The sequence below is a fragment of the Microbacterium paraoxydans genome (assembly GCF_019056515.1).
In the GTDB taxonomy this organism is placed as follows: Bacteria; Actinomycetota; Actinomycetes; order Actinomycetales; family Microbacteriaceae; genus Microbacterium.
The window spans coordinates 2,033,145-2,060,018 of record NZ_CP064873.1 but is presented as its reverse complement, the minus strand read 5'-3'; the positions used below and the strand labels follow the sequence as shown (position 1 = coordinate 2,060,018).

General features: G+C 71.3%; 24 protein-coding genes. 12 read left to right on the top strand and 12 right to left on the bottom strand.

Annotated features, from left to right (window positions below):
- Positions 1 to 11: 11 nt before the first annotated feature.
- Together IZR02_RS09895 and IZR02_RS09890 are read right to left on the bottom strand one after the other, a co-directional pair.
- Positions 12 to 2,063 (bottom strand): M3 family metallopeptidase, encoded by a 2,052-nt coding sequence (locus tag IZR02_RS09895; protein ID WP_217316408.1) that lies wholly within the window; start codon positions 2,061 to 2,063, stop codon positions 12 to 14.
- Positions 2,064 to 2,072: 9 nt separating this feature from the next.
- On the bottom strand, positions 2,073 to 3,005 hold the full coding sequence (locus IZR02_RS09890) for a LysR family transcriptional regulator (RefSeq protein WP_025105009.1): 933 nt from the start codon (positions 3,003 to 3,005) through the stop codon (positions 2,073 to 2,075).
- A gap of 81 nt (positions 3,006 to 3,086) precedes the next feature.
- Between IZR02_RS09890 and tdh the strand changes: the two genes are divergently transcribed.
- Genes tdh through IZR02_RS09870 form a run of 4 tightly spaced genes read left to right on the top strand, consistent with a single transcriptional unit; the run spans position 3,087 to position 6,192 of the window.
- Complete coding sequence (gene tdh / locus IZR02_RS09885; protein WP_025105008.1) at positions 3,087 to 4,130, top strand: L-threonine 3-dehydrogenase; 1,044 nt, start codon at positions 3,087 to 3,089, stop codon at positions 4,128 to 4,130.
- On the top strand, positions 4,130 to 5,308 hold the full coding sequence (locus IZR02_RS09880; protein ID WP_025105007.1) for a glycine C-acetyltransferase: 1,179 nt from the start codon (positions 4,130 to 4,132) through the stop codon (positions 5,306 to 5,308). The genes tdh and IZR02_RS09880 overlap by 1 nt, the downstream gene beginning before the upstream one ends.
- 54 nt (positions 5,309 to 5,362) lie before the next feature.
- Entirely contained in the window at positions 5,363 to 5,977 is a 615-nt protein-coding gene (locus tag IZR02_RS09875; RefSeq protein ID WP_025105006.1) for an ArsR/SmtB family transcription factor, read from the top strand.
- Positions 5,974 to 6,192, top strand: coding sequence for a hypothetical protein (locus tag IZR02_RS09870; protein ID WP_025105005.1), 219 nt, complete (start codon positions 5,974 to 5,976; stop codon positions 6,190 to 6,192). The genes IZR02_RS09875 and IZR02_RS09870 overlap by 4 nt, the downstream gene beginning before the upstream one ends.
- An 83-nt stretch (positions 6,193 to 6,275) precedes the next feature.
- Here IZR02_RS09870 and IZR02_RS09865 read toward each other — a convergent pair whose 3' ends face one another.
- Positions 6,276 to 6,485, bottom strand: a complete 210-nt coding sequence (locus tag IZR02_RS09865) for a hypothetical protein (protein WP_025105004.1) — start codon at positions 6,483 to 6,485, stop codon at positions 6,276 to 6,278.
- Entirely contained in the window at positions 6,485 to 9,079 is a 2,595-nt protein-coding gene (gene valS, locus IZR02_RS09860; protein ID WP_025105003.1) for a valine--tRNA ligase, read from the bottom strand. Before valS ends, IZR02_RS09865 begins: the two co-directional genes overlap by 1 nt.
- A gap of 157 nt (positions 9,080 to 9,236) precedes the next feature.
- On the opposite strand from valS, the gene IZR02_RS09855 reads away from it, so the two are divergent.
- Complete coding sequence (locus IZR02_RS09855) at positions 9,237 to 10,286, top strand: P1 family peptidase (protein ID WP_025105002.1); 1,050 nt, start codon at positions 9,237 to 9,239, stop codon at positions 10,284 to 10,286.
- Between the two features lie 12 nt (positions 10,287 to 10,298).
- On the opposite strand, the gene IZR02_RS09850 is transcribed toward IZR02_RS09855, so the two are convergent.
- From IZR02_RS09850 to IZR02_RS09815, 8 genes are all read right to left on the bottom strand, one after another.
- A complete protein-coding gene (locus tag IZR02_RS09850; protein WP_025105001.1) occupies positions 10,299 to 11,111 on the bottom strand; it encodes a serine hydrolase in 813 nt (270 codons plus the stop codon).
- Positions 11,108 to 11,941 carry a serine hydrolase gene (locus tag IZR02_RS09845; RefSeq protein ID WP_025105000.1) on the bottom strand — a complete coding sequence of 278 codons (834 nt, stop codon included), beginning with the start codon at positions 11,939 to 11,941 and terminating at the stop codon, positions 11,108 to 11,110. Before IZR02_RS09845 ends, IZR02_RS09850 begins: the two co-directional genes overlap by 4 nt.
- Positions 11,938 to 12,900, bottom strand: coding sequence for a S66 peptidase family protein (locus tag IZR02_RS09840; RefSeq protein WP_025104999.1), 963 nt, complete (start codon positions 12,898 to 12,900; stop codon positions 11,938 to 11,940). Before IZR02_RS09840 ends, IZR02_RS09845 begins: the two co-directional genes overlap by 4 nt.
- Entirely contained in the window at positions 12,897 to 14,546 is a 1,650-nt protein-coding gene (locus IZR02_RS09835; RefSeq protein ID WP_025104998.1) for an ATP-binding cassette domain-containing protein, read from the bottom strand. The genes IZR02_RS09840 and IZR02_RS09835 overlap by 4 nt, the downstream gene beginning before the upstream one ends.
- Before the next feature lies 1 nt (position 14,547).
- Positions 14,548 to 15,462 carry an ABC transporter permease gene (locus IZR02_RS09830; RefSeq protein WP_025104997.1) on the bottom strand — a complete coding sequence of 305 codons (915 nt, stop codon included), beginning with the start codon at positions 15,460 to 15,462 and terminating at the stop codon, positions 14,548 to 14,550.
- Complete coding sequence (locus IZR02_RS09825; protein WP_025104996.1) at positions 15,459 to 16,502, bottom strand: ABC transporter permease; 1,044 nt, start codon at positions 16,500 to 16,502, stop codon at positions 15,459 to 15,461. The genes IZR02_RS09830 and IZR02_RS09825 overlap by 4 nt, the downstream gene beginning before the upstream one ends.
- A 71-nt stretch (positions 16,503 to 16,573) precedes the next feature.
- Positions 16,574 to 18,379 (bottom strand): ABC transporter substrate-binding protein, encoded by a 1,806-nt coding sequence (locus IZR02_RS09820; protein ID WP_240183582.1) that lies wholly within the window; start codon positions 18,377 to 18,379, stop codon positions 16,574 to 16,576.
- 314 nt (positions 18,380 to 18,693) lie between these two features.
- A complete protein-coding gene (locus tag IZR02_RS09815; RefSeq protein ID WP_025104994.1) occupies positions 18,694 to 19,842 on the bottom strand; it encodes a M20/M25/M40 family metallo-hydrolase in 1,149 nt (382 codons plus the stop codon).
- Positions 19,843 to 19,935: 93 nt separating this feature from the next.
- Here IZR02_RS09815 and IZR02_RS09810 point away from each other — a divergent pair, with 93 nt between their 5' ends.
- The 7 genes from IZR02_RS09810 to IZR02_RS09780 all read left to right on the top strand — a co-directional run bounded on the left by IZR02_RS09810 (position 19,936) and on the right by IZR02_RS09780 (position 26,833).
- Entirely contained in the window at positions 19,936 to 20,712 is a 777-nt protein-coding gene (locus IZR02_RS09810; RefSeq protein WP_162817581.1) for a GNAT family N-acetyltransferase, read from the top strand.
- Positions 20,709 to 21,398: a MurR/RpiR family transcriptional regulator gene (locus IZR02_RS09805; protein WP_025104992.1), complete on the top strand. Its 690-nt coding sequence runs from the start codon at positions 20,709 to 20,711 to the stop codon at positions 21,396 to 21,398. The genes IZR02_RS09810 and IZR02_RS09805 overlap by 4 nt, the downstream gene beginning before the upstream one ends.
- A 127-nt stretch (positions 21,399 to 21,525) precedes the next feature.
- Positions 21,526 to 22,542 carry an o-succinylbenzoate synthase gene (gene menC / locus IZR02_RS09800; protein WP_254385345.1) on the top strand — a complete coding sequence of 339 codons (1,017 nt, stop codon included), beginning with the start codon at positions 21,526 to 21,528 and terminating at the stop codon, positions 22,540 to 22,542.
- A gap of 32 nt (positions 22,543 to 22,574) precedes the next feature.
- A complete protein-coding gene (locus tag IZR02_RS09795; RefSeq protein ID WP_025104990.1) occupies positions 22,575 to 23,462 on the top strand; it encodes an aminotransferase class IV in 888 nt (295 codons plus the stop codon).
- 1 nt (position 23,463) lies between these two features.
- Positions 23,464 to 24,576, top strand: a complete 1,113-nt coding sequence (locus IZR02_RS09790; protein ID WP_029989836.1) for a dipeptidase — start codon at positions 23,464 to 23,466, stop codon at positions 24,574 to 24,576.
- Positions 24,573 to 25,286 carry a type 1 glutamine amidotransferase gene (locus IZR02_RS09785; RefSeq protein WP_025104988.1) on the top strand — a complete coding sequence of 238 codons (714 nt, stop codon included), beginning with the start codon at positions 24,573 to 24,575 and terminating at the stop codon, positions 25,284 to 25,286. Before IZR02_RS09790 ends, IZR02_RS09785 begins: the two co-directional genes overlap by 4 nt.
- Positions 25,283 to 26,833 (top strand): serine hydrolase domain-containing protein, encoded by a 1,551-nt coding sequence (locus tag IZR02_RS09780; RefSeq protein WP_217316407.1) that lies wholly within the window; start codon positions 25,283 to 25,285, stop codon positions 26,831 to 26,833. The genes IZR02_RS09785 and IZR02_RS09780 overlap by 4 nt, the downstream gene beginning before the upstream one ends.
- The last annotated feature ends 41 nt before the right edge of the window (positions 26,834 to 26,874 follow it).

Sequence of the window (26,874 nt, the reverse complement as noted above, 5' to 3'; positions counted from 1 at the left end):
GGTCTCACGACTCAGGAATCGAGTCCACGGCGTTTCAGGAGCGGCTCGATCTCGGCGTCTCGACCGCGGAAGTCGCGGTAGGCGGCCAGCGGGTCCTTCGCGCCGCCGACGCCGAGCAGCCGGTCGCGGAAGCGGTCTCCATTGGTGCGGGTGAGGCCGCCGTTCTCCCGGAACCACTCCACGGTGTCGGCGTCGAGCACCTCACTCCAGATGTACGAGTAGTACCCGGCGCTGTAGCCGCCGGAGAAGACGTGGGCGAAGTAGGTGGAGGAGTACCGGGTCGGAACGGCGGGATCGTCGAGGCCGATGTCCGCCAGTGCGGCCGCCTCGAAGCCGGCGACATCGTCCACTGCGTCGTCGGCGGAGAGCCGGTGCCACGCCTGATCCAGCCACGCCGCGGCGAGATACTCGCTGGTCGCGTGCCCCTGGTCGAAGGTCGCAGTCGCCCGCAGCCGCTCCACGATGGCGAGATCCAGCGGCTCGCCGGTCTCGTGGTGCCGGGCGTAGTGGTCGAGGACCTCGGGCCAGAGGATCCACATCTCGTTCACCTGGCTGGGGAACTCGACGAAGTCGCGGAACACGTTGGTCCCGGCGAAATGCGGGTAGGTCACGGTGGCGAACAGGCCGTGCAGAGCGTGCCCGAACTCGTGGAACAGCGTCGTCACCTCGTCGAGCGTCAGCAGGGTGGGCTCGCCGTCCCCGGGCTGCGGGACGTTGAGGTTGTTGACCACGACCGGGGCGCTGCCGCGCAGACGGGATTGGCTGACGATCGCGTTCATCCAGGCGCCGCCGCGCTTGGAGTCCCGGGTGTAGAGGTCGAGCACGTAGAGCCCGAGCGGGGAGTCGTCGGCGTTGCGCACCTCGAAGACGCGGGCCTGCGGGTGGTAGGCCGCGAGGTCGTGTCGTTCATGGAAGGTCACCCCGTACAGGCGGGTCGCCGCGAAGAACACGCCGTCCTGCAGCACGCGCTCCGCCTCGAACCAGGGGCGCAGGGCTGCGGTGTCGATGTCGTAGCGGGCGGTGCGCACGCGCTCGGTGTAGAACGCCCAGTCGTGGGCCTCCACGGGGAAGGGCTCCGGTTCGGTCTCGTCGACGATGGCCTGGAGCGCGTCCCGTTCGGCGCGGGCGTTGCGGGCGGACGGCGCGGCCAGTCGTCGCAGCATCCGCTCGACGGCCTCGGGGGAGCCCGCCGTCTCATCGGCGGTGACGTAGGCGGCGTGCGAGGCGTAGCCGAGGAGGCGCGCGCGCTCGGCGCGGAGGCGCACGATCTCGCGCAGCACCGGACGGTTGTCGTTGCCGTTGTCCCGCGAGCCCCGCGCGCGCGACGCCGCCATGATCCGGCGACGGGATTCCCGGACCGCGAGCCGGGCGAGCGCCGGATGGCCGGTGAACAGCGGCAGCGTGAGGAGGTAGCGGCCGTCGAGCCCGCGGTCTGCCGCGGCGCGTGCGGCGGCGGACAGCTCACCCGGGCTCAGGCCCTCCAGGTCGGCCGCGGCGTCGAAGACCACGGCGAGGTCGTTCGTATCGCTCAGCAGGTTCCGCTCGAACGTGTTCGTGAGCACCGACAGCTTCTGGTTCAGAGCCGTGAGCTGCGCCTTCGCCTCGTCGTTGAGCGCGGCGCCGGCATGCGTCATCTCGCGGTGGTGGCGCTCCACGAGATACCGCTGCTCAGGATCGAGGTCGAGCGCCTCGCGCTGCTCGTACACGTGGGCCACGCGCGCGTAGAGGGCCGCATCGAGCGTGATCGCGTCCTGGTGGGCGGCCATGAGTGGCGCGAGCTCCTCGTCGATCTCCTGGATCTCCGGCGTGGCATCGGCGGAGCTCACCGTGTAGAACGCGTGCGCCACTCGGTCGAGGAGCGCGCCGGACCTCTCCAGCGCCTCGAGGGTGTTCTCGAACGTCGGCATCGACCGCACGCGGGTGATGTTCGCGACCTCGGCGAGCTGCTCCGCGAACCCGGCGCGGAAGGCGGGGAGGTAGTGCTCCGGACGGATGGCCCGATAGTCCGGGAGCCCGAAGGGGAGGGTCGACGGCTGCAGCAGCGGGTTCGTGGCGTCGCTCATCCTCCGAGCCTAGCCATCGCCGTCCCCGGAACGCTCCGCGCTCAGACGGGTCATCACCTCTCGCAGGGCATCGACGACGACACGGACCGAGCGGCGGCGCAGGTTCTCCGGTCGTGCCAGGACGTCGATCATGCGGTGCGTGCTCACGCCTCGGAGCGGGATGCGCACGATGGCGCGATCGTCCACGCTGCGCGAGGTGAACCGGGGAAGCATCCCCAGGACGCCGCCGGCCGCGACCACCGCCGACACCGCACCGTAGTCGTTGATGCGGTGCCGGACCTCGACCGGGCGGCGGGCGACGGCGGCGACGGCGCGGAGCACGTCGTCGGGGGAGTACCCCACACGGCTCGTCACCCACTGCTCGTCGGCGATCTCGTCCGGCGAGAGGGTGCGGCGACCGGCGAGAGGGTGCTCGGCGGAGACGGCGACGTCCAGAGGCTCGCGGACGAGACCCACGGCGCGGACACCCTCGGTCGGCCACGGCGCGGAGTGCTCCATCCGATGGGCGAGGACGAGGTCGTACCGCGCGGTGAGCCCGGGGAACTCGCTCTGCGCGACGTCCTCGTCCGTGAGACGCACGGTCGGGGCGTGGTCCTTGCCGGACAGCTCCCGCACGAGCGGGCCGAAGAGTGCCTGACCGACGCTGTGGAAGCCGCTGATGCTCACCTCGCCCGTCGCCGCGCCCTCGAAGTCGTCCAGCGCGTGGCGCGCCGCCGCCATCGCGTCGATGGCCTCGGCTCCGGCTGCCGCCAGCACCTCGCCGGCGGCGGTCAGCACGAGGGTGCGGCCCTGGCGACGGGTGAGCGGGGCCGGGAAGGAGCGCTGCAGCGCGGCGAGCTGCTGCGAGACCGCGGAGGGGGTGACCCGGAGCGCCTCGGCGACGGCGGTCGCGCTTCCCAGCGCTCCGAGTTCGCGGAGGATCTGGAGCTGGTGGAGTTCCACGACGACAGTTTAGTTCCTACTACAGAGCGGATGCAGAAGATGCCGATTGTTCTACAGCAACGGATGCGATGAGATCAGAGCATGAGAGCTCTGTTCAAGGAGGAACCCGGCGCTGGCCTCGCGCTCGTGGAGCGTCCCGACCCCGTCGCAGGTCCCGGCGAGGTCGTCATCCGTGTCCTCCGCACCGGCATCTGCGGAACCGATCTGCACATCCGGCGATGGGACGACTGGGCGGCCTCCGCGATCGCCGCGCCTCTCATCCCGGGACACGAGTTCTACGGGGAAGTCGTCGAGGTCGGGCCGCTCGTCCACGACATCGCGGTCGGCGACCGGGTGTCCGGCGAGGGACACATCGTCTGCGGCACCTGCCGGAACTGTCGTGCCGGGCGGCGGCAGATGTGCATCCGCACGATCGGACTCGGGCTGCAGCGCGACGGCGCCTTCGCCGAGTACCTCTCGCTGCCGGCGACGAACGTGTGCGTCCACCACGCCGAGGTCGCCCCGGAGCTCGGCGCGATCTTCGACCCGCTCGGCAACGCCGTGCACACCGCCCTCCGCTTCCCGCTCGTCGGCGAGGACGTGCTCGTCACCGGGTGCGGTCCGATCGGCCTGATGGCGATCGCCGTCGCCCGGCATGCGGGCGCCCGCTTCATCGTCGGGACCGACGTGAGCGCGCCGCGCCTGGAGATGGCGCGCGGGATGGGAGCCGACGAGGTCGTCGACGTCTCCCGCCAGGAGATCCGCGACGCGCAGCGGGCGCTCGGCATGCGCGAGGGCTTCGACATCGGCTTCGAGATGAGCGGCGCGGCGTCGGCGCTCCCGGCGATGATCGACAACATGAACCACGGCGGACGCATCGCCATGCTCGGGCTGCCGTCGACCGGGTTCGACATCGACTGGGGCAAGCTCGTCACGCACATGCTCACGATCACCGGGATCTACGGTCGCGAGATGTTCGAGACATGGAACGCCATGGGGGCGATGCTGCAGACGAGTGCGACGTTGCGCGAAGCGATCGGCCGGGTGATCGCCGAGGTCGTGCCGGCGCGCGACTGGGAGCGCGGATTCGCGGCGGCGGAGTCCGCCGGAACGGGCAAGATCATCCTCGACTGGACGGAGCTGTGATGTACGCGACATTCAAGGACCATGTGGCGCAGGAGCTGGCGGGAATCGAGGAGGCGGGGCTCACCAAGCGCGAGCGCGGCATCCGCGGACCGCAGCGGGCGGAGATCACGGCCGACGGCGCCGAGGTGCTCAACTTCTGCGCCAACAACTACCTGGGGCTGGCCGACGACCCGCGAATCCTCGCTGCGGCCCGGACGGCCCTGGACGAGTGGGGGTACGGGCTCGCGAGCGTCCGCTTCATCTGCGGCACGCAGGAGCAGCACCTCGAACTGGAGCGTCGGCTCGCGGACTTCCTCGGCACCGATGACGCGATCCTCTACTCCTCCTGCTTCGACGCGAACGGCGGTGTCTTCGAGACGCTGTTCTCCGCCGAGGACGCGATCATCTCGGACGAGTTGAACCACGCGTCCATCATCGACGGGATCCGGCTGTCCAAGGCGCGCCGGCTCCGGTACCGCAATCGCGAGATGGCGGATCTGGAGGAGCAGCTGCGGGCGGCCGCCGATGCCCGGTTCCGCGTGATCGTGACCGACGGTGTCTTCTCGATGGACGGCTACATCGCCCCGCTGGCCGAGATCTGCGACCTGGCGGAACGCTACGACGCGCTCGTCTTCGTGGACGATTCGCACGCGGTCGGCTTCGTCGGCGAGAACGGACGCGGGACGCCGGAGCTGTGCGGCGTCGCGGATCGCGTGGACATCTACACCGGCACGTTCGGCAAGGCGCTGGGCGGCGCCTCCGGCGGGTACGTCGCCTCGCACGCGCAGATCGTCGCGCTGCTGCGTCAGCGCTCCCGCCCGTACCTGTTCTCGAACACCCTCGCTCCGGCCATCGTGGCCGGCACGCTGACCGCGCTCGACCTGGTCGAGGGATCGGCCGACCTCCGAGCGCGGCTGCGCGACAACGCGGCCCTGTTCCGCGCCCGGATGGCGGAGGAGGGGTTCGACCTGCTTCCGGGGGAGCACCCGATCGTGCCCGTCATGTTCGGCGATGCCGGTCTCACAGCCAGAATCGCCGCGGCGATGCAGGACCAAGGCGTGTACGTGACCGCGTTCAGCTTCCCGGTGGTGCCGCGGGGCAAGGCGCGCATCCGGGTGCAGCTTTCCGCCGCGCACACCCCCGACCAGGTGGAGCGGTGCGTGGCGGCCTTCGTCGCGGCCCGGGATTCCGTGAGCTGACCGTATGCAAAGAAACGCTTGCAAAGAGTTGTTTGCAAGCGTATCTTTGCATTCATGACGAACGAGACGCAGGTACGGACGCTCGATGCGGGGGCGCTCAAGGCGCTCGCCCATCCGCTGCGGGTCAGGATCTTCGATCTGCTCGCCTCTCGTGGTCCTCAGACGGCGAGCTCTCTCGCGGCGCTCGTGGGGGAGACCTCGGGATCCACCAGCTACCACCTCCGCGCCCTCGCCGCTCACGACCTCATCCGCGAGGTGGAAGGCCGGGGCACGGCACGGGAGCGATGGTGGGAGCGTCCGAAGGGCCGGATCGACGTGCCGGGGCCGGACGAGCAGATGTCGCCGGCGAACCGCGCTGCGGCGCAGATCGTGACCTCGGAGTTCTTCCGACTCCGGCACGAGACGCTGATGCGGTACCTCAACCGCCCGGAGTCCGAGGTCCCCGAGGGCTGGCGCGACGTCGGCGTGACGATCACCACGCACCTCGACATGACCGCGGAGCAGGCGATGTCGCTGCGGGCCGAGCTGGAGGCGGTCGTGGAGAAGGCGATCGCGCAGTACCGCGGTCAGGAGGGACCCGACGTGCGCCGCGTCTCCCTCCGTGCCGAGATCTTCGATCTGCCGACTCCGGACGGTGCGGCCACAACCGAGACGGGGGAGGCATCATGACCGCCGCGACGCTGCACCTCGTCCGTCCCACACGGACGGAGCGCGGCCTGCTGCGCCTCGCCGACCGGGTCACCGCCGTGGTCGAGCACCGGATCGAACGGCGCGCACAGCGGCGGACCCTCGCCCTCGACCTCCTCCGCGAACAGCAGGCCCGCCGCCACGACCCGCACGCCGTGGATCATCTCCTCGCGCAGCTCGGAGCCCCGCGCCGCTGACACGAGACCCCGGGTACGCGTCGAGACCCCCTCCTTCCCGCGCGGGAAGGAGGGGGTCTCGACGATGAAGCGGGGTCTCGGAATCAGAAGGGGCGGGCGATGACCTCGCCGGAGGGGGTCTGGAGGACCTCCCAGCCGGCGTCGAGCTCGGCGATCGCGCGGCCCTCGAGCCAGGTGAGGGTCCAGTGGCCGGTGAGGCCCTGGGACTCGACCTCGGCGATCGCGGGACGCAGCGCCTCGGGAACCGACGCGGGCGGCTGAGCACCCGTGGCCCACCGCGTGCCGAGCTGCATCAGGAGGCCTCGACCGGGGCGAGCTCGATCGCGGTGACCGCGAACTCCTCCGCCTCGGTGATCTCGAGCTCGGCGATGCGGCCGACCGCGCGGAGGTCGTCCGCTGCGGCGCGCAGGGCCTCGACCTTCGCGGCGGGAGCGGCGATGGCGGCACGGGAGACCGGGGTCTTCTGCGATGCCTTCGCCTCGGTCTTCGCGCGCCGGATGCCGATGAGCGCCTCGCTCGCGGCGGCCAGCACGGCCGGGTCACCCTCGATGCCGAGCTTCTCGGGCCACGCTGCGGTGTGCACGGAGCCTTCCTCGAACCACGACCAGGCCTCCTCGGTGGCGAAGGAGAGCACCGGGGCGAGCAGGCGGAGCAGCGTGGACAGCGCCAGACGCAGCGCGAGGGCGGCCGAGGCCTGGCCCACGTCGTTCTGGTTGTAGGCGCGCTCCTTCACGAGCTCCAGGTAGTCGTCGCAGAAGGTCCAGAAGAACGCCTCGGTCAGCTCCAGCGCCCGCGCCGCGTCATACCGGTCGAAGGCCGCGGTCGCCTCGGCCACCACGCCGTCGAGTGCCGTGAGCATCGAGGCGTCGAGCGCGTGCGTCACCTGAGCGCCCTCGGGCACGGGGAACGACAGCACGAACTTGGCGGCGTTGAGCACCTTGATCGCGAGACGCCGGCCGATCTTCACCTGGGTCGGGTTCTGCGGGTCGAAGGCCGCGTCCATGCCGAGGCGGCTCGACGCCGCCCAGTACCGCACCGCGTCCGAGCCGTGGGCGTCGAGCACGTCGGCCGGGGTGACCACGTTGCCCTTCGACTTCGACATCTTCTTGCGGTCGGGGTCGACGATGAAGCCCGAGATGGCGGCGTTCTTCCACGGGGCGCGGCCGTCTTCGAGCGTGGAGCGCAGCATGGTCGAGAAGAGCCAGGTGCGGATGATGTCCTGTCCCTGCGGGCGCAGGTCGAACGGAGCGGTGAGCTGCCACAGCTCCTCGTCGCGCTGCCAGCCGCCCGCGAGCTGCGGGGTCAGCGACGAGGTCGCCCACGTGTCGAGGATGTCGGCCTCGGCGTCGAACCCGCCCGGCACGCCGCGCTGGGCCTCGGTGTAGCCGGCCGGCACATCCGTGGTCGGGTCGATGGGCAGCGCGGCCGCATCCGGGGTGAGCACCCGGTCGTAGTCGCGCTCACCGTTCTCGTCCAGCGCATACCAGAGCGGGATCGGCACGCCGAAGAACCGCTGCCGGGACACGAGCCAGTCGCCCGTGAGGCCGCCGACCCAGTTCTCGTAGCGGACCCGCATGAAGTCGGGGTGCCACGCCAGCTCGGTGCCGTGCGCGAGGAGCTGATCGCGCAGTTCCCCGTCGCGGGCGCCGTTGCGGATGTACCACTGCCGGGTCGAGACGATCTCGAGCGGGCGGTCGCCCTTCTCGAAGAACTTCACGGCGTGCTGGAAGGGCTTGCCGACGGCGGTCATGTCGCCGGTCTCCTGCAGCTTCTCCACGATCGCCTTGCGGGCGCTGAAGACGGTCTTGCCCGCCACGTTCTCCGCGTACCAGGCGCGGGCGTCGGCGTCGGCCACGATCGAGGGGGCCTCCGGGAGGAAGCGGCCGTCGAGACCGATCGTCGTCATGTTCGGCAGGGACTCGCCGGCGGTGGTGCGCAGCTCGCGCCACCAGATGATGTCGGTCACGTCGCCGAAGGTGCAGACCATGGCCGCGCCCGTGCCCTTGTCGGGCTGGGCGAGGTGGTGGCCGTGGATCTCGATCTCGGCGCCGAAGTAGGGCGTGCGGATCTTGGTGCCGATGAGGTGCTTGTGCGGTCCCTCGGGGTGGGTCACGATCGCGATGCACGCGGGGAGGAGCTCCGGGCGCGTGGTGTCGATCGCGATGGAGCCGGAGCCGTCCGCGAAGGGGAACTCGATCGTGTGGTACGCGGCCTGCTGGTCGCGGTCCTCGAGCTCGGCCTGCGCGATCGCGGAGCGGAAGTCGATGTCCCACAGCGTCGGCGCGAGGGCCTGGTACGCCTCGCCGCGCTCGATGTTGCGGAGGAAGGCGAGCTGGCTCTGCCGGATCGTGTCGTCGGAGATGGTGCGGTAGGTCTGCGTCCAGTCCACGCTCAGCCCGAGCTGACGGAACAGCGCCTCGAACTGCTTCTCGTCCTCGATCGTGAGGCGCTCGCACAGCTCGATGAAGTTGCGACGGCTGATCGGCTGCTGGTCCGCGGCCCGGCTCGACTTGTTGTCGCCGCCCTCGAACGGCGGGGTGAAGTCGGCGTCGTAGGGGAGGGACGGGTCGCAGCGCACGCCGTAGTAGTTCTGCACGCGGCGCTCGGTGGGAAGACCGTTGTCGTCCCAGCCCATCGGGTAGAACACGGTCTTGCCGCGCATGCGCTCATACCGGGCCTTGACGTCGGTGTGCGTGTAGGAGAACACGTGACCGATGTGGAGGCTGCCCGAGGCGGTGGGCGGCGGGGTGTCGATCGAGTAGACGCCCTCACGACCGAGCTCGGCGGCGCGCAGACGGTCGAACAGGTATGTGCCCTGCTCCGCCCAGGCGGCGTCCCACTTCGCTTCGAGACCTTCGAGTGCGGGCTTGTCGGGAATGGCGGACATGGAGGTCTCCTCGAGCGATGTATGCGGCACTGTGTGAGCGTGCCTGAGTGTGGGTGGTGCCGCCCAGTCTACCGAGCGCACGGGCGGGGCGCTCGACCCGGCGGAGCCTCCGGCGCGGCGCTGCGGTCGGTCCCTCCGACGCTGGAAGGATCGGAGCATGACACCGCCGTCGTCCTCGTCCTCCCGTCCCCGTCTCGCCGACCTCGGTGTGCCGTCCGGAGCCTTCCTGCGCGGCGCGGAGAACGCGATCACCGACGTCCCCGGTGTGCGGGTGGGGCATGCCACGCTGCACGGCGACGGTCTGCACACGGGCGTGACGGCGATCGTCCCCGACGCCCTCGCCGCCGAGCGTCGGAGCCTTCCCGCGAACCTCTCCGTGGGCAACGGCTACGGCAAGCTCGTCGGCGCCACACAGCTCCGGGAGCTCGGGGCGCTGGAGACGCCGATCCTGCTGACCTCGACGCTGTCCGTGTTCCGCGTCGCGGACGCGCTGCTCGGGCATCTGCTGGCGACGCCGGCGCACGCACGGACGACCACGTTGAACCCGGTGGTGGGCGAGACGAATGACGGATTCCTCTCCGACATCCGTCGCCGAGCCGTGGGGGAGGAGCAGGTGGCGGCGGCGCTGGCCGCGGCGACTCCGGGTGCGGTCGCCGAGGGAGGTGTGGGCGCCGGTGCCGGGACCGTCGCCCTCGGGTACAAGGGCGGCATCGGCACGGCATCGCGGCTGGTCGAGGTCGCGGGGCGCTCGCGCACCGTGGGGGCGCTCGTGCAGACGAACTTCAGCGGCACGCTGCGGATCGCCGGCGTCCCGCTGCCCGCGGAGGAGCTCCTCGCCGATGCTCCGGCACAGCCCGTCGGCAATTCCTGCATGATCGTCGTCGCGACGGACGCGCCCGTCGAGGGGCGGCAGCTGGGCCGCGTGGCCAACAGGGCCGTGTTCGCGATGCGCGGTGTCGGCGCCGACTATGCGCAGGGCAGCGGCGACTACGCGATCGCCTTCTCGGTGCACGACCAAGCGGACGGCGGTCCGGCGGCGGACGACGAGCTCTCGCCGCTCTTCGCCGCGACGATGGACGCGGTCGAGGAGGCCCTGGTCAACTCGGTGCTCGCCGCGGAGACCACCGTGGGCCCCGAGGGGCGGACGGCGCACGCGGTGCCGATCGACCGGGTGCGGGAACGCCTGGCCCGCGCCGGGGTCGTCTGAGCCGCGGCGGTCTCAGTCGGCGAGCGCGGCGTGGATGCCCTCGCCGATGCGGCGCATGGCGGCCAGCACCGGTCCGCGTCCGTCGGCACCCCGGTCCCAGTTCGCCAGGACGGCGTAGGCGATCCGGCGGGTAGGGGACATGACGATCCCGGTGTCGGCGCGGACGCGGGAGATCGTGCCGGTCTTGTTCAACAGCCAGACGCCGCGATCGAAGCCCCAGTGCGCGAGCGGGTCGAGGTCGAACGCCGACGCGACCATCGACAGGTCCATGCCCGCGCCCAGCCAGCGGCGCAGCGTGTCGGCCGAGGGGGGGGAGAGATCGGTCCCATCGGCTAGGCGCGACATGAAGAGCACGAGCTCCGCGGCGTTGGCGTGCGACAGCGTCTTCGGGGCACCGGGCGGGATCGGCCACCGCACGATGTCGTCGAGGGCCGAGGCGGTGTAGCCGAGCGCGCGCGTGTGCTCCTGCACGGTCGGGATGCCGATGACGCGGCCCAGCGTGTTGGTCGCGGCGTTGTCGCTCACGGCCCCGATGAGCGCGGCCACGTCGTACAGCGACAGCTCGGACGCCTGCAGCAGGTACCAGAGGCCGGAGTCCTCGATCGCCTCGACCGGCCTTCGGGTCACGCGCTCGTCCAGAGTCCGCGTGCCGGCGTCCACCTCGGCGAGGAGGCGGTGCAGGAGGAAGATCTTGCCGACGCTCGCCGTGTCCTGCACCGCCTCCGGGTCATGGCGCAGCAGCACCTCGCCGGAGTCGATGTCCTGGACGAGGATCGACCACACCGTGCCGTTCTCGTCGGGGAGCTCCACGTCGATCGCGCTCATACGTCCTCCTCGTCCCGTGCACGCTCGGTCACGTGCGCACGGATGAGCTCGCCGACGGCGCGCATGTCGTCGAGCACGGGCGCGCGGAGGTCGGCCGCGGAGTCCTTCCAGTTCGCCGCGACCGCATACGCGACGGCGGCCCTCGGGCCCCGCAGCAGTCCGACGTCGACGCGGGCGAAGCTCACGCTGCCGGTCTTGTGACGCAGCACCATGCCCTGATACTCGGCCTCGACGTGGGCGAGGGGGTCGAGGAGGAAGGCGTCGGCGGTCATCGACGTGTCGGTGTCGGCGGCGAGCCAGTCCAGCACCCGGGCGCTCACCGCGGGGGAGAACGCCTCGCCCGCCCCGAGTCGGCGCATCACGTCGGACAGCTCGGCCGCGGTGCCGAACGACGGCGTCCAGGGCAGGTCGGGGGTGCGCTCATTGCGGATGTAGTCGTGCAGGGCGGTGTCGCGGTACCCGAGTGCCGGAGCGACGGCTCGCACCTCCTCCAGGCCGCAGAGGTGGATCAGGGCGTTCGTGGCGAGGTTGTCGCTCACCGCCGCGACGAGGAGCGCCGCATCGTGGACCGTGATGCGCTGATCGTGCATGCGGTACAGCAGCCCGGAGTCCTCGACGCGGTGCTCGTCCGGGATCGCGATCCGGTCGTCCTCGGCGAGCGCGCCCGCCTCCAGCCGTCGAGCGACCTCGAGGAGCAGGAAGATCTTGCCGATGCTCGCGGTCTCGCACTGCGTGTGCGGCTCGTGCTCGGCCAGGGTCTCCCCGGTGCCGGCGTCGACGAGCCGGATCGACCAGGTGACGCGGGGATCGAGGGGCGGAAGGGCGATCATGGCCGTCCCACCGTGAGGCGGGGTTCGTCGCCGGTCGCGTCCAGCACCCCGTCGACACCGAGCGGGATGGTCAGGGCGTGCGGGTCGTGGCCGAAGCCCTGCTCCCACAGCACGGGGACCCCGGCGTCCTGGAACTCGTCCCGCATGAGCGCGTGGACGAGGTCGAGGTCGCCGCACTCGTGCCAGGAGCCGAGCACGATGCCCGTCGCCTGGGCGAGACGGCCCGCGCGCCGGAGCTGCGTGACGAAGCTGTCCAGGCGGTACGGCTCCTCGGTGATGTCCTCCAGGAACAGGATGCCGGGGGAGGGGACGTCCGCCTCCGGGGCGCCGAGTCCGGCGGCGAGCAGGCTGAGGTTGCCGCCCGTGAAGCGCCCTTCGGCGCGGCCCGGCGTCATGATCTCGGTCTTCGGGCCGATGAGCTCCCGCCCGCGCCAGGGTTCGAAGAGCCAGCGCTGCACGTCGTCGCGCACCTGCTCCGAATCGCGGAAGACGTTGTTCCCTGCCATCGGGCAGAAGAGCGTCGCGACGTCGAGGTGCGCGCGCCACGTCTCGTGCAGGGCGGTCACGTCGGACGAGCCCGTGAGGAGCTTCGGCCGCCCGTCCCGGCGCAGCGCCCCGCGGCGCATGTCGGCCCAGTCGATGCCGTCGAGGAGGCGCAGGGCACCGTAGCCGCCGCGAGCCGTGACGACGGCGTCCACGTCCGGATCGAGCCAGGCGTCGACGAGGTCGGCGCGGCGGAGGTCGTCCGGCCCCGCGAGGTACGACGCGCGCGGGTGGAGCGTGAGGACATGCTCACCCACCCGGACGTTCAGCCCCCAGGACTCGTAGTAGCCGACGGCGCGCTGCGTGTTCTCCTCGTTGCCGGGACCGGACGGCGAGACGATCGCCACCGTGTCGCCGGGCTGCAGGGGAGCCGTGTCGAGATACGGCGACACCGCCGCCTCCGTCAGGGTGCTCATGCCGTCTTCTCCTCGATGCGCGGCGCCGCGGACAGCAGGTGCCGGGTGTACTCGTGCTGCGGGTTCAGCAGCACCTCTTCGGTGGGTCCGTGCTCGACGATCTGTCCGTGGTACATCACCGCGACCGTGTGGGCGATGTTCCAGGCGAGACCGAGGTCGTGCGTGATGACGAGGGCGGAGAGCCCGAGGCGGCGGCGCAGCTCCAGCATGAGTCCGAGGATCTCTCCGCGCACGGACGCGTCGAGCGAGGCGACGGGTTCGTCCGCGATGAGCAGCTGCGGCTGCACGGCGAGCGCACCGGCGATGACGACGCGCTGTCGCTGCCCGCCGCTGAGCTCCTGCGGGATGGCGCCGAAGTAGCGCTCCGGCGGGGTGAGCTCCGCGTCGGCGAGGCTCTGTGCCACGCGTTCGCGCTCGTCGCCGGGGAAGCGCTGCACGCGCAGCCCCTCGGCGACGGACTCGTAGACGCTGTGCTTGGGGTTCAGGGCGGCCCACGGGTCCTGGAGCACGAGCTGCACCTGCGAGCGGAACCGCGCGAGGTCGCGACCTTTCGACGGGATCGGTGCGCCATCGAAGAGGATCTGCGACCCGGGGTCGGCGGGCTGCAGGCCCATGAGCGCGCGGGCGAGGGTCGACTTGCCGGAGCCGGACTGGCCGACGAGCGCGACGATCTCGCCCTTGCGCACCGAGAGGTCGACGTCGCGGACCGCATGCACGGGGCGCCCGCCGGAGCGGTAGGTGACGTTGACTCCGCGCGCCTCCAGCAGCACCTCGTCGCCGTGGGTGATCTCCGGCACCTCGTCCGCATCGCGGCCGTGCCGCGTCACCGGGGCCATCCGCGAGGCGGGGTCGCCGATCGTGGGGAAGGCGTCGGCGAGCTGTCGCGTGTACGCCTCCTGCGGGGTCGTGCAGACCGCGTAGCTCTCGCCGACCTCGACGAGCTCGCCGTCGCGCATGATGGCGATCCGGTCGCACGCCGTGGCGAGCACCGAGAGGTCGTGGCTGATCATGAGCATCGAGATGCCGCGCTCCGCCACCAGACGCGAGATCATGTCGAGGATCTGCTTCTGCACGATCACGTCGAGTGCGGTGGTCGGCTCGTCCGCGATGATGACCTCGGGATCGCACGCGAGGGCCATCGCGATCATCACGCGCTGCTTCTGGCCGCCGGAGAGCTCGTGCGGGTACGACTCGCTCTTCTGCTGCGGCAGGTCGACGATGTCGAGCAGCTCCCGGACCCGCTCCTTGCGCGCCTTCTCGCCCTTCCATCGGTCGGAGGCGTGCAGCTCCAGCGCCTCCAGGAGCTGCCAGCCCACCGTGCGGACCGGGTTGAGCGAGTGCATCGCGCCCTGGAACACGATGGACGTCTGCGCCCAGCGCACGGCGCGCAGCTGCCCGAAGGACAACGTGGCGACGTCCCGGTCGCCGAGCAGCACGCGGCCGCTGAGCCGGGCGTTGCGCGGCAGGAGCCGGAGGACGCTCATGGCGAGAGTGGACTTGCCGGAGCCGGACTCGCCGGCGATGCCGAGCGTCTGCCCGGCGGGGAGGGTGAGCGAGACGTTGCGCACGGCCGCCACCTCGTCCCGACCCGACCGCCCCGAGGTGCGGTACGTGATGGAGACGTCGTCGAAGATCAGGTCGGGCATCTCAGCGGCTCCTCAGCGTCGGGTTGGTGATGTTCTCGACGGCGCGGCCCATCAGGGTGAACGACAGCACGACGAGGACGATGGCGATGCCGGGCACGAGCACGTACCACCAGTAACCGCTGGTCGCGGCGGAGACGTCCATCGCGTTCTTCAGGATCGAGCCCCACGACTGCAGCGTGGTGTCGCCGAGGCCGAGGAACGCCAGGGTGGATTCGGAGATGATTGCCGAGCCGACCGTGAGGGTCGTGTTGGCGAGCACGAGCGGGAGCACCCCGGGGAGGAGGTGCTTCATGATGATGTGCCAGTGCCCGGCGCCGAGGGCCCGCGAGCGCTCGATGTAGTCGCGCGATTCGACGGACAGGGTCTGCGCGCGGACGACGCGGGCGGTGCCGGCCCAGGAGGTCAGGCCGATCGCGATGATGATCGTCCAGACGCCGCGGCTCAGCACCGACGACAGCACGATCGCGAGGATCAGCGACGGCAGCACGAGGAAGAAGTCGATGATGCGCATCATCAGCCCGCCGAAGAAGCCGGTGAAGTGGCCGGCCGAGAGACCGACGAGGGTGCCGATGATCATCGACATCGCCGTGGCGGCGAGGCCGACGAGCAGGGACACCCGGGCGCCCCACACCATGCGGACCCAGATCTCGCGCCCCTGATGGTCGGTGCCGAGGGGATGGTCCCAGGACGGCGGGGCGAAGCGCTGCACGTCGACGAGCTTCGTGACGTCGAGCATGCTGGCGGGGGCGATCACGGGGGCGAAGATCGCGATGAGCGCCACGATCACGAGGAAGACGAGGCCCACCATGCCCGCCCGGTGCTGGGCGAACTGCCGGCAGAAGTCGACGAAGGCGGTGCCGCGGCGGTGCCACGCCAGGGCGCGGGGCGAACGGATGGTCGGGGATGCCGTGGTCATGCGCGCCTCACCCTCGGGTCGAGCTGCCGGTAGATGAGGTCCGCGATGAGATTCATCGCGATGATGATCGTGGAGAACACCACGAACGTGCCCTGCAGGAGCGGGAGGTCGGGGCCGGAGATGGCCTCGAAGGTGAGCTTCCCGAGCCCGGGCCAGGAGAACACCGTCTCCACCGTGACGGCCCCGGCGATGAGACCGCCGATGTGCATGAAGACGAGGGTGACGGTCGGCAGCAGGGCGTTGGGGACGGCGTGCCGACGGCGGACGAGGTCCTCCCGGAGGCCCTTGGCCCGCGCGGTGGTGAGGTAGTCGGCGCCCATCTCCTCGAGGAGCGAGCTGCGCATCACCATGAGGTACTGCGCGTACACGACCGCGACCATCGTGATCACCGGGAGCACCATGTGCGAGATCACGTCCAGGACCGCGCCGACCGGATCGGTGGGCGGGTTGGGGGAGACCATGCCTCCGGTCGGGAACCAGTGCAGCGTGCCGCCGAAGACCATCAGGAGCAGCAGGGCCAGCCAGAAGGTCGGCACCGACCAGAACACGAGCGACGTGCCGGAGACGACGCGGTCGAAGGTGGAGCCGTGCTTCCAGGCCGCCTTCTGTCCGAGCCAGAGGCCGAGGGCGATCGCGATGATCGCCGCCGTGCCGGTGAGGAGGATCGTGTTCCAGAAGTACTGGCCGATGAGGTCGGACACCGACGTGCGGTAGACGTAGCTCGTGCCGAAGTTCAGGGTGAAGACGTTGCCGAGGTAGTCGATGAACTGCTGCCACAGGGGCTTGTTCAGACCGAGCTGCTCGCGCAGCTGGTCGGCCTGCTCGGCGCTCATCCCGCGCTCGCGGGCGATCGAGGCCACCGGATCGCCCGGCAGGATCTTGAAGGCGAAGAATCCGAGGAGGATCACCATCGCCAGGCTGATGGCCGCGCCGCCGAGCTTGACCAGGAAGTAGCGGAGGGCGCCGACGCCCTTCGGCTGCTCCTCGGCCGCGGCGCTCGTCGCGATGGCGGAGGTGGACGGGGGTACCGCGTTGGACATGGGGTCTCCTTACAGCGGACCGGGAGACGCCGCGGGGGCGGAGGCCCGCCACCCGCGGCGTCTCTCCGGACTCATTCGACGTCGGCGATGTTGCGGCGACGGATCAGGAAGAAGATGAGCCCTCCGATGATGACCACCCCCACGACGATGCCTCCGATGAGGAGTCCGGTGTTCGTGCCGGTGCCGCCGGCGGTCGCGCCCTCGACGGGCTCGACGGTGAGGTAGCCCCAGTAGCCGGCCTGGTTGGCGATGATGCCGCCGTCCTTCGGCTGCAGCGTGAAGCCCGTGAAGCGGTCGGAGCGGTAGGCCTCCAACGAGTTGGCGTACCAGGTGGCGACCTGCGCGGTGTCGGTGTAGTTCAGCGCGAGCATGTCGTGCACGATCTCCTGACGCTTCTCGGCGTCGATCTCGGAGCGCTGCGCGGCGTACATCTCGTCGAACTCCGGGTTGCAGTACCCGTCCTGCGTGGTGCCGCCGGTGCCGTCGGTCGCGGTCGGCAGGTTCATGCAGGTGTTGATGCCCAGCTGGTAGTCCGGGTCGGGGTTGACCGACCAGCCGCTGAAGTACAGGTCGTAGTCGCCGGAGGTGGCCTTCGCGCTGATCGTGTCGGAGTCGGTGGACTCGACCGTGATCTCGATGCCGATGTCCTTCATCCACGGGACGAAGAAGTCGGAGATGGACTGCTCGTTCGCGTCGTCCGCGTCCGTCAGCAGGCGCAGGCTCAGGCGCTGGCCGTCCTTCTCGCGGATGCCGTCGGCGCCGGGGACCCAGCCCGCCTCGTCGAGCTTCGCCTGCGCGGCCTCGGGGTCGAAGCCGACGATCACGTCGTCGTCATCCGAGAGGTGCCACTTCGGGAAGGACGCCGGGATGAAGCTCGTCGCGAGCGTGCCCTCGCCGTCCAGGACCTTGTCGAGGAGGGTGGCCGTGTCGGTGCCGAGACGGATGGCCTGGCGCACCTCGAGCTCCTTCAGCGCGGCGTTGCCGGTGCCGTAGGGCACGTTGTCGCGGGTCTGCTGACCGACGTTGATGCTGATCGAGTGGTAGCGGCGGCCCTCACCGGAGTGCGTGGTGATGCCGTCGACGCCCTCGAGTGCCGAGAACTGGGTGGGGGTGAGGCCGGTGACGAGGTCGACGTCGCCCGCCTTGAGCGCCTGCACCTGGGCGTCCGAGTTCGTGTAGTACACGTACTGGATCGCGTCGATCTTGGGGGCGCCGCGCCAGAAGTTCTCGTTCGCCTTCAGCACGATGGACTGGTTGGCCGAGTAGCTGTCGAGGACGAACGGGCCGGAGCCGACCACGTCCGCGTCGTTGGTGAAGGTCGTCGGGTCGTCGACCTCCTCCCAGATGTGCTTCGGGACGATCGGGATCTCCGAGCCGGGGTTCGGGGCCTGCGGGGTCTTCAGGGTGATCACGACGGTCTTGTCGTCCGGGGTCTCGACGGTGTCGAAGTTGGAGACGAGGTTGCCGTTGGCGGTACCGAGCGCGGGCACCGTCATCATCTGGTCGTACGTGTACTTCACATCGGCGGAGGTGATGGGCTCGCCGTCCGACCAGACGAGATCGTCCTGGAGGGTGAAGGTCCACGTCTGGCCGCCGTCGGTCGCCTCCCAGCTGTCGGCGAGGCCCTTCGTGGGGGAGCCGTCCTCGGCGTCGTTCTGCACGAGCGACTCGTAGACGTACCGGATGATGTTCGTCGGCGTCAGGTAGATCGAGATGAACGGGTTGAACGTGTCCACGAATCCGGAGGTGGCGATCCGGAGCGTCGTGTCGGAGGCCGGGGATTCGGTGGCGGCGCTGACGGACTGCGCCTGAGCGGCACCGACCGGAGCGGCGAGGAGGAGCGCGGAGGCGATCGCGGCGGCGGTCAGACTTCGCACGGTTCTGGAGCGGGGGGCAAGACGCATGGAAGGTCCCTTCGGGCGCCGCCCGGATCCACAGTGAAGCCGGGTCGGTGCTGACCATGCAAGCGGAAGACGGCCCCGTGGTCAAGACATTCGATGCGTATCGCGGAAGAAAAATCGCGCAGATCGGAAAGATCACCGGCCGTCGAGGGGGTGTAACACGGCGGAAACACGCGGATGCCAGGATGCGCGCATCGGAACGACGGGAGTGAAGGATGACTCCTCGACGCGGACATCCGGAACGTATCTCGGGCCGGTTCGGGTCGGGCACGGGAACCGGAATCGTATCGTCACTCCGCCGGGACGGTGAGCACGGCACGCAGGAGCGCGATGCGCTCGTGCAGGGAGGAGCGCAGGAAGTGCTCGTCCAGCGCATGCGCACCGCCACCCCGGGGGCCGAAGCCGTCGACGGTCGGCAGACCCTGTCCGCCGAGGAGGTTCGTGTCGCCCGCGCCGGCCGCGGGGCGGCCGTCGACCTGCTGGTCGAGCGCGGCACCAGCCGCGGCGATCCGGGCGAGGAGGTCGGTGTCCTCCGCCGAGGCCTGCCAGGCGGGCCGGGCACTCAGCACGGCGACGTCGAGGCGGGCGCCGGGGCGCACCGGTGCCAGCTCCTGGAGGGCGCTGAGGACGCGCTGCTCGCTGTCCGGGTCTTGGAAGCGGAGGCCGATCTCGGCGGCCGCGTGCGCCGGCACCACGTTGGTCCTCGCGCCGCCGTCGATGACGCCGACGTTGCACAGCACCGGACTCGGAAGCTCCGGGTCGGCCACGATCGTGCGGACCCGGAGGAGCTGGTCGACGAGCTCGTCGATCGCGGAGACGCCATGCTCGGGGTCGAGGGCGGCGTGGGCCGCGCGGCCGGTGACGGCGATGCGCACCCGGGCGCTGCCGCGGCGGCCGACCTTGAGGGCACTGTCGGGATGCGGGGACTCGAATCCGATGGCGCAGGCCGCGCCCCTGGCCCGTTCCGCGAGCTGGGGGCCCGAGACGGGGGAGCCGATCTCCTCGTCCGCGACGAGCACGATCCGCACGGCGCGCCGCTGTGCGAGCGGCACGGACTGCAGGTGCCGCAGGGCCTCGAGCATCACCACGATGCCGGCCTTCATGTCGTAGGCACCGGGGCCGCGCACGACATCGCCGTCCTCGGCCCACGGCAGGTCGTCCGACAGCGTGCCCGCCGGCCAGACGGTGTCGGTGTGGCCGACGAGGAGGACCGGGTCTCCGGTACCGGGGACGTCGATGACGAGATCGGTCCCGAGCTCGTGCGGGATCCGCTGGACGCTGCCGCCGACGCCGGCGAACCAGGCGGACAGCAGGTCGGCGATGCGGGCGCTCGCCTCCGTGTCGCGGCTCGGCGTCTCGATCAGCACGAGTTCGCGCACGAGCGCGATGATGTCGTCGGAAGGATGGTCCCCGTCGCGCACTGCCGAGAGAGTCGTCACGGTTACGAACCGTATCTTGCCCCTTGATCGCCCCGCAACCCGCCGATAGCATCGCTCTCAGCAGCAGGACTCCTCGATCTTAGGAAACGTATCGTGCCTCATTCTTCGGTGGCCGCCGGTGTCGCCCACGGTTGCCGCGAGCTCACCCGGTACACCGAGTTCCGTGAGGCCGCCGCGCTGTACGCCCGCGTCTTCGCATACACGGAGAACGAGTACGCCCTCAACGCCAACCTGCTCACCGCCCTCGCCCGCAACGGCGGTTCCGCGGTCGGCGCCTTCGCCGACGACGGGGAGCTGATCGGGTTCGCGTACGGGTTCGCCGGCTGTGACACCACCGGCGCGTCCTTCCACTACTCGCAGGCGGCCGCCGTCGATGCCGCGCACCAGGGACGCGGCGTCGGCCAGGCGCTCAAGCTCGCGCAGCGTGCCGTGGCCCTGCGTTGGGGGCAGCGGACGATGCGGTGGACGTTCGATCCGCTGCTGTCACGCAACGCGCACTTCAATCTGAGCTCTCTCGGCGCCGTCGGCATCGCGTACGAGCGCGACTACTACGCCCGCCCCGACACCGACCGCCTGGTGGTCTCCTGGGATCTGGACGTCGCCGATCGTCCGACCCGCCGGTCCCTTCCCGTCCCTCCCGTGCTCGGGCCGGACGACTGGGGGCGGGCCGTGGCGGCGGACGGCGGCACCTGGATCGCGATCCCGACGCGACCCGGCGCCCTCGACGCCGAGGAGCGCGCGGTGCTGCGGCGGGATCTGGAGCGGACGATGACCGCGGCATTCCGCCGCGGGGACGTCCTCGTCGGGGCCACGCGCCTCGACGACGACACGGCGGTCTACCGCGCGACACCTCGAGAGGGCACGGCATGAACGACCACGATCACGACCAGGAGGATCGCGACCTCGTCTCTCCGCGAGACCGCTACGGCGAGCGCATCCGCACCAACCTCTCCGCCGAGAGCATCCAGGCGCGGATCATCGAGACCGAGCAGCGCACGCTCGCCCAGACTTTCGAGGAGCTCAGCCGCTCGGCCCAGGTGCCGCAGGCCGCGGCGCTGCTGCTCGGCGCCCGGCGACGGTACGTCGCCGGCGAGGGCAAGGCGGCGGCGTACGCGCAGCTCCTCAACGCGGATCTCTCGGCGACGCTGTCGAACGTCTTCCTCGTCGACGGGCACGCGCTGCAGCCGCTCACCGTGCTCACCGACGTCCGGGCCAGCGACGTGCTCATCGCGTTCTCCCTGCGGCGCTACCGGGAGGAGACCGTGCGGCTCGGGCGGCTCTTCCACGAGGCGGGCGGTCAGCTCGTCGTGATCACCGACAGCGAGGACGCCCCGCTCGCATCCATCGCGACCTCGCTCATCCGGGTGCGCACGGGATCGGCGTCGTACGCCGACTCGCCGACCCCGGTCGCGGCGGTGTGCCACCTGCTGAGCGCGCTCACCACGGCGAGCGCGAAGGGAGCGCGACGGCGGCTCGCCGAACGTGACCGGCTGGTGGCGCGCCTGGGTCTCTACGGCCCCGAGACCGCGCGGGCCCGCCCGGAGGAGGACGCGTGAGGGTCGTCCGCGTCCGGCTCTTCGCCCTGCGTCAGCCGCTGCGTCACAGCTTCGAGACGAGCTCGCACCGCAAGTCCGGCATCGAGCACGTGCTCGTCGAGGTCACCGATGCCGACGGCCAGACGGGGTGGGGGAGATCGCGTCGCCGTCCGATCCGTTCTACGGAGCGGAGACCACGGTCACCGCGTGGGAGATCGCGACCCGCTACCTGGTGCCCGCGCTGCTCCGTGCCGAGGGGGAGGACCCGGCGGAGCTGGAGGCGTCATGGGCGCGAGTCCGCGGGCACGAGTTCGCGAAGGCCGGGTTCTCCGGCGCGGTGTGGGACCTGGCCTCCCGGAGGCGGGGGATCGCGCTCGCCGCGGCCCTCGGCGGGACGCGCGACGAGGTCGTCGCGGGGGTGTCGCTGGGCATCGAGCCGTCGATCGACGAGCTGCTGGCCCAAGTGGAGCTGCAGCGCGCCGCCGGCTACCCCCGAGTCAAGCTCAAGATCGCTCCGGGCTGGGATGTGGAGCCGGTGCGTGCGGTGCGCGCCGCCTACCCCGACCTCGACCTTCACGTGGACGCGAACGGCGCGTATGCCGATGACGAGCGGGCGGCCGCGGTGTTCGCACGCCTGGATCGCGAGGCGCTCACCATGATCGAGCAGCCCTTCGCGCCGCGGGATCTCGTGGCCCACGCTGATCTGCAGGCGCGGCTCGACACGGACGTGTGCCTGGACGAGTCGGTCGTCGACCTCGGCGACCTGCGGACCATGATCCGGCTGGGGGCGGGGCGGGTCCTCAACATCAAGGTGTCGCGGATGGGCGGGCTCACCGTCGCCCGCGCGGCGCACGACGTGGCGCGGGACGCGGGCATCCCCGTGTGGTGCGGCGGGATGCACGAGTTCGGCGTCGGGCGGGCTGCGAACGTCGCGCTGTCCTCGCTCCCCGGTTTCCTGCTGCCGTCGGATGTGTCGGGATCGGACAAGTACTACGAGTCGGACATCATCGCACCTCCGGTGACCGCCGTCGCCGGTCGCGTCACGGTCCCCACCGGACCGGGGATCGGACACGAGGTGCTCGCCGAGCGCATCGCCCGTGACGCGTCCCGCGTCTTCGACTCCTCCGCGGCCGAGGCCCCTGAGGCCGTCCTGACCGCGGGCTGACCGGCCCCCGAACCCTGCGAGAGCGGAATCCCATGCGCGCACTGCTGCTGTACCGGCTCGATCTCGCCGCCGAGGCGGCGGAGGACGGAATCCATGCCGTCGATCCGCGGGAGCCGATCATCCGGGCGACCGACCTCGGCGTCACCCGCGGCGACGGCGTGTTCGAGACCGCCGTGGTGCGCGGAGGAAGGCCGCAGGCCCTGGAGGCGCATCTCGTGCGGATGGAGCGTTCGGCGCAGCTCCTGGGGCTGCCCGCGCCAGGCCGCGAGCTGTGGGCGCGGGCGGTGCGCCGCGCGGCCGCCGAGGTCTCCCGCCCCGGAGTGCTCCGCGACGGGGAGATCGCCTCGATCAAGTTCGCGATGACCCGCGGGGACGAGATCGACCCGGCCGGACCGACGGGGTGGGTGCTCGGCTTCGCGGGAGAGGACCCGGAGGCCGTCCGCGCGCGGGGCGTCTCCGCGGTGGTGCTCGACCGCGGGTACCGGCACGACGTCATGGAGACGGCGCCCTGGCTGCTGCAGGGAGCGAAGTCCCTCGCCTACGCCGTGAACCAGGCGGCCCTGCGGGAGGCACGGAGCCGGGGTGCGGACGATGTCGTCTTCGTCAGCGCCGACGGGTTCGTCCTCGAAGGGCCGCGGTCGACGCTGATCGCGCGGCTCGACGGGGCGCTGGTCACGCCACCGCCCGAGTACGGGGTGCTCCCCGGGACGACCCAGGCCGACGTCTTCGCGGGACTCGCCGAGGTGCCCTCCCGCGTCGGTCCGATGATGCGGGACGATCTGGAGCGGGCGGACGCCCTCTGGCTCTGCTCCAGCACCCGCGGTGCGGTGCCCGTGCGGGAGCTGGACGGCGTCGCGCACGCCGTGGACCCGGTGCTCACCGCGCGGATGAACACGGTGCTGGATGGACGAGAGGACTGAGATGGTCGACGCGGACCTGCCGATCGATCGGGTGATCGACGGCCACAACGACCTCGCCTGGGCGAGCAGGACGCTGCTCGGCTACCGGGTCGCGGAGCTCTCCGGCCCGGTGGCGGCCACGCAGACGGATCTGCCGCGACTGACCGCGGGCGGGGTCGCCGGCCAGTTCTGGTCGGTCTGGGTCGATCCCGTGCTGGAAGGGGCGGAGCAGGTGGTGGCCACGCTCGAGCAGATCGACTTCGTGCACCGCCTCGTCGACGCCCACCCGCAGCGCTTCGCGATCGCTCGGACGGCGGCCGACGCGCGTGCGGCGATGGCGGAGGGGAGGATCGCCTCGCTCATCGGCATCGAAGGCGGCGACCAGCTCGGCGGATCGCTGGCCGTGCTGCGGCAGTTCGCGCGTCTCGGCGCGCGGTATCTCACCCTCACCTGGTCGCGGACGATCGCCTGGGCGGACTCCGCGACCGACGAGGCGCGCCACGGCGGTCTGACGGACTTCGGACGCGAGGTGGTGCGCGAGATGAACCGCATCGGTGTGCTCGTCGACCTCTCGCACGTCGCTCCGACGACCATGCGGCATGCCCTGGAGATCACGACCCGCCCGGTGATGGTCAGCCACTCCGGCGCCTTCGCCCTGTGCGACCATCCTCGCAACGTGCCGGACGACGTGCTCGCCGCGATCGGCGCGCAGGGCGGCGTCGTGATGGTGCCGTTCGTCCCCACGTTCGTCTCGCAGGCCCGCCGCGACTGGTGGGAAGCCGGGGGAGAGGGAGAGGCCCCCCGCGTCGGCGTCGCGGACGTCGCCGATCACCTGGATCACGTGCGTCGCGTGGCCGGCGCGCATGCGGTCGGGATCGGCGCCGACTACGACGGCTCCGATGTGATGCCGGACGGTCTCGGCGACGTCTCGGGGTACCCGGCGCTGTTCGCCGAGCTGCGGCATCGCGGCTGGTCGGAGGACGACCTCCGGGCGGCGGCGCACGAGAACGTCCTCCGCGTGCTGGAGGCGTCGGACCCCGACCACGAGGCCTTCCTCGCCGGCCGCGCGGGAGAGCCCGCCGCGGCCGCGCTCGTGCCGGCGGTCGACACGACGGCGCGGGAGGGGGCGCTGTGAACCCGCGCGTCCTCGTGATCGTGAACTCCGCGAGCTCCGGCCCGCGCCGCCTCGGCACCTGGCTGCGGGAGAAGGCGATCGACGTCGACGAGGTCGTGGGAGCCGAGCAGCCGCTGCCCGCCTCCCTGGAGGGATACGCCGGACTCGTCATGCTGGGCGGCGGGCTCATGCCGGACGACGATGACCGCGCGCCGTGGCTCGCGGCAGAGCGGGCGCTCGCCGCGGAGGCCATCGACCGCGACCTCCCCACCCTCGGCATCTGCCTGGGCGGTCAGCTGCTCGCCCACGTGGCCGGCGGCGAGGTCGCCGAGAAGACCGGACCCATCGAACGCGGCGCGACCCCCATCCGCCCCACCGCCGCAGGACGTGCCGACGCCCTGTTCGCGGCCCTCGGCGATGAGGCTCCGATGATCGAGAACCATCAGGACATGATCACGCGGCTGCCAACCGCGGCGGTGCTGCTGGCGACGAGCGCCGACGTCGAGAACCAGGCCTTCCGGCTGGGGGCGCGGGTGCGCGGCGTGCAGTTCCATCCCGAGGCCTCCGCGGCCGACCTCGCCCGTTGGGACGACGCGGCACTGCGGGGAGAGGGACGCTCGCTTCCCGCCCTCATCGCCGCCGCCGAGCGCGTGCACGACCACAACACCGCGGCCAGCCGCGCGCTCATCGAGGCCTTCGCCGACGAGGTGCGCGCCGGGGTCCCCGTATGACCGGGCAGGATGCGGATCTCCTCGTCACCGCCGAGTCCGCCGCGGAGGCACTCCGCCACGGCCTGGACGAGCGCGCGCGTCGTGCCGCCCCGGCCGCCATCGCCGCCGTGGCCGAACGGGGAAGCGTCCGCGCAGTGCTCACCCACGGCCATCCCCGCGCCGATGAGGCCCCGACGACGCGGGACACCGTCTTCCGCATCGCCTCGATGTCCAAGAGCTTCCTGGCCGCCACCGTGCTCTCCCTTCGAGACCGCGGGCTGCTCGACCTCCACGCGCCGATCCGCACCTATCTGCCGGAGGTCCGGCTACGGCATCGGGGTGCGGACGTCGAGGTCACCGGCGACCTGCTGCTCTCCAACCGGTCCGGTCTGGGGGAGGACAACGCCTGGGTGGACCGGCATCTCGGCGCCTCCCGTGCGGAGATCGCCGCCGTGTTCGCCGGTGGGGTGCACCTCGCGGCCGTGCCGGGAACCGTCTACCAGTACTCCAACCTCGGCCAGTCGCTGCTCGGCCGCGTCGTGGAAGCGGTGACGGACCGGGCCGTGGAGGACGTGATCCGGGAGACTCTGCTCGGGCCCCTCGGGCTGCGCCGGACGGCGCACGTGTCGGACGGCTACGCGCCGGAGACGCTGGCCGGCGGATTCCGGACGTTCGACGACGGCACCACGTTCCGCCCCGAGCCGTTCGTGGGGGCCGGCGCACTCGGCTGCATCGGCAGCATGTTCAGCACCGTCGACGACATCGCGAGATGGATGTGGTTCCTCGGCTCGGCCTTCACCGACGACCCGCTGGCGCCCGCCGTGCTGGCTCCGGCGTCGCGACGGGAGCTGCAGCAGGCCCGCACCCCCATCCCGGTGCCGTCGGCGATGTTCGACGGGCGCGATCTCGCGGGGGCCGGCTACGGCTACGGCCTCTTCGTCGAGGACGACCGGCGGTTCGGGCGGATCGTGCAGCACTCCGGCGGTCTTCCCGGATTCTCGGCGCACATGCGCTGGCACGCGGCCAGCGGCATCGGCGTCGTCGCCTTCGGGAACTCCGACGAGTTCGGCGCCCGGCGGATCGCAGGCGCCGCGCTCCAGCAGCTGCTCGAACGGACGGACGCCCCCTCCGCGGTCCTGCACCCGTGGGCGGAGACGGTCGCCGCCGCGCAGGCTCTCGACGCCGCGATCCGCTCGGGACGGCCCGCCGCCACGTACCCGTTCCTCGCCGACCATGTGCTCGATGACATCCCGGCCGACGTGCTCGATGACATCCCGGCCGACGTCCGCGATGCCCGGCTGGAGGCACAGGTCCAGGAGATCGGCGGATTCCGCGCGGACCAGGATCCGTTCCCCGACCGTGTGGTGGCCGCGGCGACGGAGGCCGAGCTGCGCTGGCGGATCGCGGGGGACCGCGGCGACCTCCTCGTCGACGTGCGGCTGGTCGGGCTGCCGGAGCCTCGCGTGCAAGGGGTGAGCGCGGCAGTCGTCGCGCCAGGGCAGACGCGTGTCGAGGGGGAAGGGGCCGGGGCCGCAGAGCGACACCGGATCATCCTGCGGTCGCCCTGATCCCGGGTCGCACAGATCGACCGGGTCCAAAAAACCGCCCT